This is a genomic window from Pseudomonas sp. KnCO4 (assembly GCF_045344305.1).
Taxonomy (GTDB): Bacteria; Pseudomonadota; Gammaproteobacteria; order Pseudomonadales; family Pseudomonadaceae; genus Aquipseudomonas; species Aquipseudomonas anuradhapurensis.
This window is the reverse complement of sequence record NZ_CP174199.1, coordinates 2,022,356-2,033,983: the sequence shown is the minus strand read 5'-3', so window position 1 is coordinate 2,033,983 and position 11,628 is coordinate 2,022,356. Positions and strand designations below refer to the sequence as shown.

Sequence of the window (11,628 nt, the reverse complement as noted above, 5' to 3'; positions counted from 1 at the left end):
ATGGGCCAGCGGCTTGCCGACCTGCACAGAGACCCCGCAGCGTCCCTATAATGCCCAGACACCGCCCAAGAGACCCGTCATGAGCGCCATCCACATCAAGTACCCCGCCCTTACCTTCAAGGCAGGCCAGCGTGCCCTGCGGCAGATCCGCGAGCGCGGCTTGCAGGCGGCCGATGTCGGTGTGCTGCCGGGCGCGGCGGGTGGGCCGAAGCCGCTGGGCATCCAGGGCCTGGACCTGGCACTGTTCGGTGAATGGCTGCCGTCGGCGCCCCGGCAACGCGCCCTGATCGGTGCTTCGATCGGTGCCTGGCGCTTCGCCAGTGCCTGCCTTGACGACCCGGTCGCGGGCATCCGCCGCCTGGGCGAACTGTATACCGAGCAGGATTTTGCCAAGGGCGTCACGCCCTCCGAGATCAGCCGCAGCTGCCAACGCATGCTCGATGACCTGTTGCAAGGCCGCGACGGCGAGCTGCTGGCCAACCCGCACTATCGCCTGAACATCCTGGTGGTCAAGAGCCATGGGCATCTTGCCCACGACCATCGCGCGCGCCTGGGCCTAGGCCTGGGTTCGGTGGTTGCCAGCAACCTGCTTGGCCGTGCGCGCCTGGCCCGTCACTTCGAACGCATCATCCTTCACGATGGCCGCGCCACGCCGCCGCTCGACGCGCTCACCGATTTCCCCTCGCGCTGCCTGCCGCTGGACCTGGCCAACCTGCGCCATGCCCTGCTCGCCTCGGGCTCCATCCCCATGGTCATGGAGGGTGTGAAAGACATCCCTGGTGCCGGTGCCGGCACCTACCGGGACGGCGGCCTGCTCGATTACCACCTCGACCTGCCCTACCGCGGCGACGATCTGGTGCTGTACCCGCACTTCACCGACAAGGTCGTGCCTGGCTGGTTCGACAAGGCCCTGCCCTGGCGCAGGGGCGATGCCTCGCGCCTGCAGAACGTGCTGCTGATGACGCCCTCGGCGCAATACCTGGCCGCCCTGCCCTACGGCAAGCTGCCCGACCGTAACGACTTCAAGCGCTTCATGGGTGATGCGCCAAGCCGTAAACGCTACTGGTACAAGGCCATTGCCGAAAGCCAGCGGCTGGGCGACGAGTTGCTGGAGCTGATCGCCACCGGGCGGTTGCATGATCAGCTGCAAGCCTTGTAGCGGCCATGCTGGTAGACTGCGCGCATTATCGATTCACACAGAGTTATGACAGCGTGGAAATCTTCAAGGAATTCACATTCGAATCGGCGCACCGCCTGCCCAACGTCCCTGCCGGGCACAAATGCGGCCGCCTGCACGGCCACTCGTTCAAGGTCGGCCTGCACCTGACCGGGCCGCTCGACCCGCACACCGGCTGGATCCGTGATTTTGCCGAGGTGAAGGCGATCTTCAAGCCGATCTACGATCAGTTGGATCACAACTACCTGAACGACATCCCTGGCCTGGAAAACCCGACCAGCGAAGTCATCGCCAAGTGGATCTGGGACCAGGTCAAGCCGCTGATGCCGGAGCTGTCCAAAGTACGCATTCATGAAACCTGCACCAGCGGCTGCGAATACAGCGGCGATTGAGCCAAGGGCCTGGTTGCCCAAGCCTCGCACTGAGAGCGGCTATGGGAAGGGGCGCTGCACGACCTGAACGGTGACGCGCCCCTGATAGGCATCGGAACCGGTGTACAAGTAAGGCTGCCCGGCCTGTAGACGCCGGGTAACGGGATTGCCATCGACATCCGACATCTTCAAATTGACGCAGCTCTGCCCTTCGAACAGATCTTCCGGGTCCAGCCCCTCGAGCTGCCACATGTCTTCCCCCACGTAGACCACCCACTCCGGCACGTTGGATAAACCCTGGTACATGCCCATGTAGCCGACGGTGTCTGTATCCAGATACTGGTTGACGATCTGCGGCTTGCCATTGGCCTTGTAGCTCACGGGCCGGATCTGATAGTGATAACGCCCATTTCTTTCATACACACCGAACCAGAACCGATCGTGCAGTTCGCCCCCGCCATGGGATTTCAATGGCGACCAAGGTATCAGCGTGCCTTCCCGGCTCTCGGTGCGCAGGTAGCCATCTTCGCCATCTCCCCGCTCGATACCGACCCAGATGGGTTTAAGCAGGTGACTGGAAGCCCGCCATTCGAAGGGATTGATGTGCACACCGTCCAATTGCCACCACCACCTGGCAATGAAAGACAGCTTCGGTTGGAAACGAAAATAGAATGCCATGCGCCTGCTCCAGATCTGGATGAAGGCACCGAGGCTAATCCTGATCTGGGCGGCCAAGGTACAGGGAAATGGCTTACTGCATTGCCGAGTCGAGAAACGCCGGGGCGATATAACGCTGATAATGCGCCTCGGACAACAGGAAGAACTCGCGGTCGATCGCATCGCGCAATTGCAGCAGCTCCCAGCCGCGGAATTCTGGCAACAACACCATGCCGTAGGCCTCGAGATCCCGGATCATCCGGGCCCCACGGGCGATCAGCTGGTACGCCCAGCAGTACTCCGACTGTTGCTCGACGAAACGGATGGCGCGCTGCTGCAGCTGTTGGCGCAGCAGGTTCTTGTCGAACACTTCCAGCTTGGCCATCATCACCTGCACCAGCAGCTGTTCCAGACGCAACCACACGGCGCGCTTCTGCTCGTCGTCGTAACCGTTCCAGTGGATCACTTCGTGGTGAAAACGCTTGCAGCCTCGGCAAACGGTGTCTCCATAGACAGTGGAGCAGAGGCCGACACACGGGGTCTTGATGGACTGGTTGGACATTGGAAACAACGGCTTGGCGGTGGAACACAGGCCCATGTTAGCCCTTTGTCTAACCAGGGTCACTCGTTAAAGTGGTCTCCGCCGCCTTACCTTCGGGCTTTTTTTACCGTAGAATCATCCCGCCTTTTCAAAGGCAACAATGTCCGTTGGAAGCTGTTTTCAAAGCGTCACGAGCACAGTTCATCCGGTAGAACGGCGTTGGCCCGGGCCATGCATCCCTCGCATGCCCGTGCCAGCCCTCATCAGCTTTCCGTTCTGCAGGCGTAAAACTTTGAAAGCAGCTTCTGTAAGGATTCCTTGCGACTCTGGCTGGGCGGCCCACAAAGCCGTGGCAGCGCATGGGTGCATTGAATGCTGGATGAGCGTCCCGGACCCCCTTTAGGGACCACTGATGAGGGAAATAACTGTGCTTGAAGCCTACCGCAAACACATCGAAGAGCGTGCCGCCCTGGGTATCGTGCCCCAGCCGCTGAACGCCGAACAAACTGCAGGCCTGGTCGAGCTGCTGAAAAACCCGCCGGCCGGCGAAGAAGCCTTCCTCGTAGACCTGATCACCCACCGCGTACCACCAGGGGTCGACGAAGCCGCCTACGTCAAGGCCGCTTTCCTGTCCGCCATCGCCAAGGGCGAAGCCAAGTCGCCGCTGATCGACCGCAAGCACGCCACCGAACTGCTGGGCACCATGCAGGGCGGCTACAACATCGAAACGCTGGTTGCGCTGCTGGATGACGCCGAGCTGGGCGCCGTCGCGGGCGAGCAGCTCAAGCACACCCTGCTGATGTTCGACGCCTTCCACGACGTGGCCGAAAAGGCCAAGGCAGGCAACGTTCACGCCAAGGCCGTGCTGGAATCCTGGGCTGCCGGCGAGTGGTTCACCTCGCGTCCGGCGATCGCCGACAAGTACACCCTGACCGTGTTCAAGGTGCCTGGCGAAACCAACACCGACGACCTGTCGCCTGCCCCGGACGCCTGGTCGCGCCCTGATATCCCGCTGCACGCCCTGGCCATGCTGAAAATGGCCCGCGACGGCATCGAGCCGCAGCAGCCTGGTTCGGTCGGCCCGCTGGCGCAGATCGAAGCGGTCAAGGCCAAGGGCTTCCCGGTTGCCTACGTCGGTGACGTGGTCGGTACCGGCTCCTCGCGCAAATCGGCTACCAACTCGGTGCTGTGGTTCTTCGGCGACGACATCCCGTACGTACCGAACAAGCGTGCCGGTGGCTTCTGCTTCGGCACCAAGATCGCCCCGATCTTCTACAACACCATGGAAGACGCCGGTGCCCTGCCGATCGAATTCGACTGCACCAACCTGGCCATGGGCGACGTCATCGACGTTTACCCGTTCAAAGGCGAAGTGCGCCGTCACGGCAGCGACGAACTGGTCACCACCTTCCAGCTGAAGACCGAAGTGCTGCTGGATGAAGTCCGCGCTGGCGGCCGTATCCCGCTGATCGTCGGCCGTGGCCTGACCGAGAAGGCTCGCGCCGAACTGGGCCTGGGCGCTTCCGACCTGTTCAAGAAGCCGGAGCAGCCTGCCGATTCGGGCAAGGGCTACACCCTGGCGCAGAAGATGGTCGGCCGTGCCTGCGGCCTGCCGGAAGGCAAGGGCGTGCGCCCAGGTACCTACTGCGAGCCGAAGATGACCACCGTCGGTTCCCAGGACACCACTGGCCCGATGACCCGCGACGAGCTGAAGGACCTGGCGTGCCTGGGCTTCTCCGCTGACCTGGTGATGCAGTCGTTCTGCCACACCGCGGCCTATCCGAAGCCGATCGACGTCACCACCCACCACACCCTGCCAGACTTCATCCGCACCCGTGGCGGCGTGTCGCTGCGCCCGGGCGACGGCATCATCCACAGCTGGCTGAACCGCATGCTGATGCCAGACACCGTGGGTACCGGCGGCGACTCGCACACCCGCTTCCCGATCGGCATCTCGTTCCCGGCCGGTTCCGGCCTGGTGGCCTTCGCTGCCGCCACCGGCGTCATGCCGCTGGACATGCCGGAATCGGTACTGGTGCGCTTCAAGGGCAAACTGCAGCCAGGCATCACCCTGCGTGACCTGGTGCATGCCATCCCTTACTACGCCATCCAGAAGGGCCTGCTGACCGTCGAGAAGAAAGGCAAGAAGAACATCTTCTCCGGCCGCATCCTCGAGATCGAAGGCCTGAACGAGCTGACCGTCGAGCAAGCCTTCGAGCTGTCCGACGCCTCGGCCGAGCGTTCCGCTGCCGGTTGCACCATCAAGCTGCCGGAAAAGGCCATTGCCGAGTACCTGCAGTCCAACATCACCCTGCTGCGCTGGATGATCGGCGAAGGCTACGGCGATGCCCGCACCCTGGAGCGCCGTGCCCAGGCCATGGAAGCCTGGCTGGCCAAGCCTGAGCTGCTGTCGGCCGACGCCGATGCCGAATACGCTGAAATCATCGAAATCGACCTGGCCGACGTCAAGGAGCCTGTGCTCTGCGCGCCGAACGACCCGGACGATGCCCGCCTGCTGTCCTCGGTACAGGGCGAGAAGATCGACGAAGTGTTCATCGGTTCGTGCATGACCAACATCGGTCACTTCCGCGCCGCCGGCAAGCTGCTGGACAAGGTCAAGGGCGGTATCCCGACCCGTCTGTGGCTGGCTCCGCCAACCAAGATGGACGCCCACCAGCTGACCGAAGAAGGCTACTACGGCATCTACGGCAAGGCCGGTGCACGCATGGAAATGCCAGGCTGCTCGCTGTGCATGGGTAACCAGGCACGCGTACAGACCGGCTCGACCGTGGTGTCCACCTCGACCCGTAACTTCCCGAACCGCCTGGGCGACGCTACCAACGTGTACCTGGCATCGGCCGAACTGGCTGCTGTCGCTTCGATCCTCGGCAAGCTGCCGACCGTCGAAGAGTACATGCAGTACGCGAAAGACATCGACAGCATGGCTGCCGACGTCTACCGCTACCTGAGCTTCGACCAGATCGCCGAGTTCCGCGAAGCGGCAGCCAACGCCAAGATCCCGGTGGTTCAGGCGTAAGCTGAGTTACACGTTGTAAACAGAGCCCCGGCAGCGATGCCGGGGCTTTTTTGTTTCACCTGAGGCGGCCTGGTCGCGGCGCAACCCGCCCCACAGGCCCTTCAAAGGCGTGAACGCCAAAGGCTTCGTGCAGGACCGGCGTTAGCCGCGAAGAGGCCAGCACCGGCCAGCTCAAGCCACGAACAGATCCACGAACCGGTGCACCGTCATTTCTTCCAGCGCCTGCTGGTTCTTGCACACCGCCAGAATCTGCTCACAGCGCTGCCGCGCGAAGCGCGTCGCCAGGTTGGCCCTGAATTTGGCCTCCAGCAACGGTATGCCCTCCGCCCGCCGGCGCCGGTGACCGATCGGGTACTCCACCACCACCTGCTCGGTACTGCTGCCATCCTTGAAGAACACCTGTAGCGCGTTGGCAATCGAGCGCTTGTCCGGTTCCAGGTATTCGCGGCTGAAACGCGGGTCTTCCACCACCTCCATTTTCTCGCGCAGGCGGTCGATGCTCGGGTGGTTGGCGTGGAAGGCGTCTTCATAATGCTCGGCCACCAGGTGCCCGAAAATCAGAGGCACCGCCACCATGTACTGCAGGCAATGGTCACGATCGGCGGCATTGGCCAGCGGGCCGCTCTTGGAGATGATGCGGATCGCCGACTCCTGGGTGGTGATGACGATGCGATCGACCTCATGCAGGCGATTACGAACCAGCGGATGCAAGGTGACTGCTGCCTCGCAAGCAGTCTGGGCATGGAACTCGGCGGGGAAACTGACCTTGAACAGCACGTTTTCCATCACGTAGCTACCCAGGGCCTGCGGCAGGTGCAACGCCTGCTGTTCGGCAGGCTTGAGCGCCAGGTCCTTGTTGGTGTGGCTGAACAGTACGTCATAGAAACCCCACTGGGGCGCAGTGAGCACGCCCGGCACGCCCATCTCGCCACGCAGGGCGATATCGGCCAGGCGCACGCCACGGCTCGACGCATCACCGGCAGCCCAGGATTTGCGCGAACCGGCGTTGGGCGCATGGCGGTAGGTACGCAGCGCCTGGCCGTCGACGAAGGCGTGCGACAAGGCACTGAGCATCTGCTCACGGTTGGCTCCCATCAACCTTGCACACACTGCAGTGGAGGCCACCTTGACCAGGATCACGTGGTCGAGGCCAACGCGGTTGAAGGCGTTTTCCAGCGCCAGCACCCCCTGGATCTCGTGGGCCATGACCATGGCCTCCAGCACGTCACGCATCAACAGCGGTGCTTCACCGGCAGCCACGCGCTTTTGCGACAGGTGGTCGGCAACCGCCAGGATGCCACCGAGATTGTCCGAGGGATGGGCCCATTCGGCCGCCAGCCAGGTGTCGTTATAGTCCAGCCAGCGCACGCTACAGCCGATGTCCCAGGCGGCCTTGACCGGGTCGAGGCGGTAGGCGGTGCCGGGAACTCGGGCGCCATGGGGCACCACGGTGCCCTCCACCAGCGGGCCGAGCAGCTTGGTGCATTCCGGGAAGCGCAGGGCCAGCAGGCCGCAGCCGAGGGTATCCATCAGGCAGTTGCGCGCGGTGTCCAGGGCTTCGGCGGATGCCACCCGGTAGCCGAGGGCATAGTCGGCGAGGGTTTGCAGTACCTGGTCGTAATCCGGGCGGTCATTGAGGTCTACGTTGGCGCTCATATGCAGCTCCCTTCAAAAGTGCCGGAGCGGCTGTGCCGCCCATCGCCAGCAAGCCAGCTGCCACAGGTGCACCAGCCCCAACAGCGGTGCGATGCCTGTGGCAGCCGGCCTGCCGGCGATGAGCCGCGCAGCGGCCCCGCTTGAAGCCGAGCGCCAGTGGGTGCGTTAGAAGCTATCGCCAGGCACGCGAACCCAGCCCTCCATCAGCACCCGAGCACTGCGGCTCATGATTGCCTTGGTCACTGTCCACTCACCATTCACCTGGCGCGCCTCGGCCCCCACCCGCAGGGTGCCCGAGGGGTGGCCGAAACGCACGGCGCTGCGCTCGCCCCCGCCTGCGGCGAGGTTCACCAGCGTCCCCGGAATGGCCGCCGCAGTGCCGATGGCCACTGCGGCCGTACCCATCATGGCATGGTGCAGCTTGCCCATGGACAGGGCCCGTACCAGCAGATCGATATCACCTGCCTGCACCGCCTTGCCACTGGACGCAGTGTAGGTGCTCGGTGGCGCGACGAAAGCCACTTTCGGCGTGTGCTGACGCCCGGCAGCCTGGTCAACGTTGTCGATCAGGCCCATGCGAACGGCGCCATGGGCGCGGATCGTCTCGAAACGCAGCAGCGCCTGCGGGTCAGCGTTGATGGCATCCTGCAGTTCGGTGCCGGTGTAGCCGATGTCTGCCGCGTTGAGAAAGATGGTCGGGATACCGGCATTGATCAGGGTCGCCTTGAAGGTGCCCACGCCCGGTACCACCAGGTCATCGACCAGGTTACCGGTGGGGAACATCGCGCCACCGTCGCCGTCTTCGTCGGCCGCTGGGTCGAGGAACTCCAGCTGCACCTCGGCGGCCGGGAACGTTACCCCGTCCAGCTCGAAGTCGCCGGTTTCCTGCACCTGACCTTCGCTGATCGGCACGTGGGCGATGATGGTCTTGCCGATATTGGCCTGCCAGATGCGAACGGTGGCGATGCCGTTGCGGGGGATGCGTGCAGGGTCGACCAGGCCGCTGCTGATGGCGAACGAACCGACTGCGGCAGAGAGGTTGCCACAGTTACCGCTCCAGTCGACGAAGGCCTTGTCGATGCTGACCTGGCCGAACAGATAGTCGACGTCGTGATCGGGCTTGATGCTTTGCGACAGGATCACGGTCTTGCTGGTGCTCGAGGTGGCGCCGCCCATGCCGTCGATCTGCTTGCCATAGGGGTCAGGGCTGCCGATCACCCGCAGCAGCAGGGCATCGCGCGCCGGGCCAGGAATCTGCGCCTGCTCGGGCAGGTCTTGCAGGCGGAAGAACACGCCTTTGCTGGTACCGCCACGGATGTAGGTGGCGGGGATTTTTACTTGCGGTACATGAGCCATGGATGTGCTGTCCTGTCTGAGATGCATATGGCCTCTGGGGCTGCCTTGCAGCCCATCGCGACACAAGGCCGCTCCTACAGGGACCGCGTGACGCTTGTAGGAGCGGCCTTGTGTCGCGATGGGCCGCCAAGCGGCCCCCTGCTATTACACGGTCGCTTCGAGGAAGTCCTGGGCAAAGCGCTGCAGCACCCCACCGGCCTCGTAGATCGACACTTCCTCGGCGGTGTCCAGGCGGCAGGTCACCGGCACCTCCAGGCGCTCGCCGTTGGCCCGGGTCACCACCAGGGTCAGGGTCGCCCGTGGTGTACGCGCACCCAGTACGTCGTAGGTCTCGCTGCCGTCCAGGCCCAGGGTCTTGCGGTCGGTACCCGGCTTGAACTCCAGCGGCAGTACGCCCATGCCCACCAGGTTGGTGCGGTGGATGCGCTCGAAGCCTTCGGCGACGATCGCCTCGACCCCGGCCAGGCGCACCCCCTTGGCCGCCCAGTCACGCGACGAGCCCTGGCCGTAGTCGGCGCCGGCAACGATGATCAGCGGCTGCTTGCGCTGCATGTAGGTCTCGATCGCCTCCCACATGCGGGTCACCTTGCCTTCCGGCTCGATCCGCGCCAGCGAACCCTGCTTCACGCTGCCGTCTTCGTTACGCACCATTTCGTTGAACAGCTTGGGGTTGGCGAAGGTGGCACGCTGGGCTGTCAGGTGGTCGCCACGGTGGGTGGCGTAGGAGTTGAAGTCCTCTTCCGGCAGGCCCATCCTGGCCAGGTACTCACCGGCGGCGCTGTCGAGCATGATGGCGTTGGACGGCGACAGGTGGTCGGTGGTGATGTTGTCCGGCAGCAGCGCCAGCGGGCGCATGCCGCGCAGGGTACGTTCGCCGGCCAGCGCCCCTTCCCAATAGGGCGGGCGGCGGATGTAGGTGCTCATCGGACGCCAGTCGTACAGCGGCGCCACCTTCGGCCCACGGTCTTCCTCGATGGCGAACATCGGGATGTACACCTTGCGGAACTGCTCCGGCTTGACCGCCGCACGGACAACGGCGTCGATCTCCTCGTCGCTGGGCCAGATATCCTTGAGACGGATTTCCTTGCCATCGACCACGCCCAGCACATCCTTCTCGATGTCGAAGCGGATGGTACCGGCGATGGCGTAGGCCACCACCAGCGGTGGCGAGGCAAGGAACGCCTGCTTGGCATAGGGGTGGATCCGCCCGTCGAAGTTGCGGTTGCCCGACAGCACGGCGGTGGCGTACAGGTCACGGTCGATGATTTCCTGCTGGATCGCCGGGTCCAGCGCGCCGGACATACCGTTGCAGGTGGTGCAGGCGAAGGCGACGATACCAAAGCCGAGCTGCTCCAGTTCCTTTTCCAGCCCCGCCTCCTCCAGGTACAGCTGCACAGCCTTGGAGCCCGGTGCCAGCGACGACTTGACCCATGGCTTGCGGGCCAGGCCCAGCTTGTTGGCGTTGCGCGCCAGCAGGCCTGCGGCAATCACGTTGCGCGGGTTGCTGGTGTTGGTGCAGCTGGTAATGGCCGCGATGATGACTGCGCCGTCCGGCATCTGCCCGGGCACTTCTTCCCACTTGCCGGCGATACCCTTGGCCGCCAGGTCGCTGGTGGCGACCCGGGCATGCGGGTTGGACGGGCCAGCCATGTTACGCACCACGCTGGCCAGGTCGAAGCTCAGGGTGCGCTCGTACACCGCGCCGCCCAGGCTGTCGGCCCACAGCCCGGTGGCCTTGGCATAGGTTTCCACCAGCTTGACCTGTTGCTCTTCGCGGCCGGTCAGGCGCAGGTAGTCGATGGTCTGCTGGTCGATGGCGAACATCGCGGCAGTGGCGCCGTACTCCGGGGCCATGTTGGAAATGGTGGCACGGTCGCCCAGGGTCAGGGCGCGAGCGCCTTCGCCGTGGAACTCCAGGTAGGCGCCGACGACCTTCTGCTTGCGCAGGAATTCGGTGAGGGCCAGCACCAGGTCGGTGGCGGTGATGTTCGGCGCCAGCTTGCCGGTCAGCTCGACGCCGATGATTTCCGGCAGGCGCATCCACGAGGCGCGGCCAAGCATCACGTTTTCCGCTTCCAGGCCACCCACGCCGATGGCGATCACGCCCAGGGCGTCGACGTGCGGGGTATGGCTGTCGGTGCCGACGCAGGTGTCCGGGTAGGCCACGCCACGGTCGTTGTGGATGACCGGCGACATCTTCTCCAGGTTGATCTGGTGCATGATGCCGTTGCCCGGCTGGATCACGTCGACGTTCTTGAAGGCCTTCTTGGTCCAGTTGATGAAGTGGAAGCGGTCTTCGTTACGGCGGTCTTCGATGGCCCGGTTCTTTTCGAACGCCTGCGGGTCGAAGCCACCGCATTCGACGGCCAGCGAGTGGTCGACGATCAGCTGCACCGGCACCACCGGGTTGACCTGGGCCGGGTCGCCACCCTTGTCGGCAATGGCGTCACGCAGGCCGGCGAGGTCGACCAGCGCGGTCTGGCCGAGGATATCGTGGCACACCACCCGCGCCGGGAACCATGGGAAGTCGAGATCGCGCTTGCGCTCGACCAGCTGGCCCAGCGAGGCGTCGAGGGTGGCCGGGTCGCAGCGGCGCACCAGGTTTTCGGCGAGCACGCGAGAAGTGTAAGGCAGCCCATCGTAGGCGCCGGGCTTGATCGCCTCGACCGCCGCGCGGGCATCGAAATAGTCCAGGTCGGTGCCTGGCAGGTGCTTGCGGAATGCAGTATTCATCATGGAATCAGGCTCGGTCACAGGGTTCGGAAGGTTTCACCGCCCCCGTGGGAGCGGGCGTGCCCGCAAATGCGTCAGCAGGTGCAATACGGTTGCCAGT

Annotated in this window: 8 protein-coding genes; 3 read left to right on the top strand and 5 right to left on the bottom strand. The window is 64.2% G+C overall.

The window, feature by feature from the left end; all coding sequences use genetic code 11:
- The first annotated feature begins 79 nt into the window (after positions 1–79).
- Positions 80–1,159 carry a patatin-like phospholipase family protein gene (locus ACJA3S_RS09520; RefSeq protein WP_406821612.1) on the top strand — a complete coding sequence of 360 codons (1,080 nt, stop codon included), beginning with the start codon at positions 80–82 and terminating at the stop codon, positions 1,157–1,159.
- A gap of 53 nt (positions 1,160–1,212) precedes the next feature.
- Positions 1,213–1,569, top strand: a complete 357-nt coding sequence (gene queD / locus ACJA3S_RS09515) for a 6-carboxytetrahydropterin synthase QueD (protein ID WP_176507467.1) — start codon at positions 1,213–1,215, stop codon at positions 1,567–1,569.
- A gap of 39 nt (positions 1,570–1,608) precedes the next feature.
- Here queD and ACJA3S_RS09510 read toward each other — a convergent pair whose 3' ends face one another.
- On the bottom strand, positions 1,609–2,226 hold the full coding sequence (locus tag ACJA3S_RS09510; RefSeq protein ID WP_406821611.1) for a hypothetical protein: 618 nt from the start codon (positions 2,224–2,226) through the stop codon (positions 1,609–1,611).
- A gap of 73 nt (positions 2,227–2,299) precedes the next feature.
- Positions 2,300–2,767, bottom strand: a complete 468-nt coding sequence (locus ACJA3S_RS09505; protein WP_406822228.1) for a DUF1289 domain-containing protein — start codon at positions 2,765–2,767, stop codon at positions 2,300–2,302.
- 406 nt (positions 2,768–3,173) lie between these two features.
- Here ACJA3S_RS09505 and acnB point away from each other — a divergent pair, with 406 nt between their 5' ends.
- Positions 3,174–5,783 (top strand): bifunctional aconitate hydratase 2/2-methylisocitrate dehydratase, encoded by a 2,610-nt coding sequence (gene acnB, locus ACJA3S_RS09500; protein WP_406822227.1) that lies wholly within the window; start codon positions 3,174–3,176, stop codon positions 5,781–5,783.
- Between the two features lie 171 nt (positions 5,784–5,954).
- On the opposite strand, the gene prpD is transcribed toward acnB, so the two are convergent.
- The 3 genes from prpD to acnD form a co-directional block, all read right to left on the bottom strand.
- Positions 5,955–7,439 carry a 2-methylcitrate dehydratase gene (prpD, locus tag ACJA3S_RS09495; RefSeq protein WP_406821610.1) on the bottom strand — a complete coding sequence of 495 codons (1,485 nt, stop codon included), beginning with the start codon at positions 7,437–7,439 and terminating at the stop codon, positions 5,955–5,957.
- A 165-nt stretch (positions 7,440–7,604) separates the two neighbouring features.
- Positions 7,605–8,795, bottom strand: coding sequence for a 2-methylaconitate cis-trans isomerase PrpF (gene prpF / locus ACJA3S_RS09490; RefSeq protein ID WP_406821609.1), 1,191 nt, complete (start codon positions 8,793–8,795; stop codon positions 7,605–7,607).
- A 144-nt stretch (positions 8,796–8,939) separates the two neighbouring features.
- Positions 8,940–11,528 carry a Fe/S-dependent 2-methylisocitrate dehydratase AcnD gene (acnD, locus tag ACJA3S_RS09485; protein WP_406822226.1) on the bottom strand — a complete coding sequence of 863 codons (2,589 nt, stop codon included), beginning with the start codon at positions 11,526–11,528 and terminating at the stop codon, positions 8,940–8,942.
- Positions 11,529–11,628: the final 100 nt, after the last annotated feature.

Coding starts and splice junctions, on each gene's coding strand:
- ACJA3S_RS09510 (WP_406821611.1), bottom strand. CDS start 2,226: ATGGCATTCTATTTTCGTTTCCAACCGAAGCTGTCTTTCATTGCCAGG.
- prpD (WP_406821610.1), bottom strand. CDS start 7,439: ATGAGCGCCAACGTAGACCTCAATGACCGCCCGGATTACGACCAGGTA.
- prpF (WP_406821609.1), bottom strand. CDS start 8,795: ATGGCTCATGTACCGCAAGTAAAAATCCCCGCCACCTACATCCGTGGC.
- ACJA3S_RS09520 (WP_406821612.1), top strand. CDS start 80: ATGAGCGCCATCCACATCAAGTACCCCGCCCTTACCTTCAAGGCAGGC.
- ACJA3S_RS09505 (WP_406822228.1), bottom strand. CDS start 2,767: ATGTCCAACCAGTCCATCAAGACCCCGTGTGTCGGCCTCTGCTCCACT.
- acnD (WP_406822226.1), bottom strand. CDS start 11,528: ATGAATACTGCATTCCGCAAGCACCTGCCAGGCACCGACCTGGACTAT.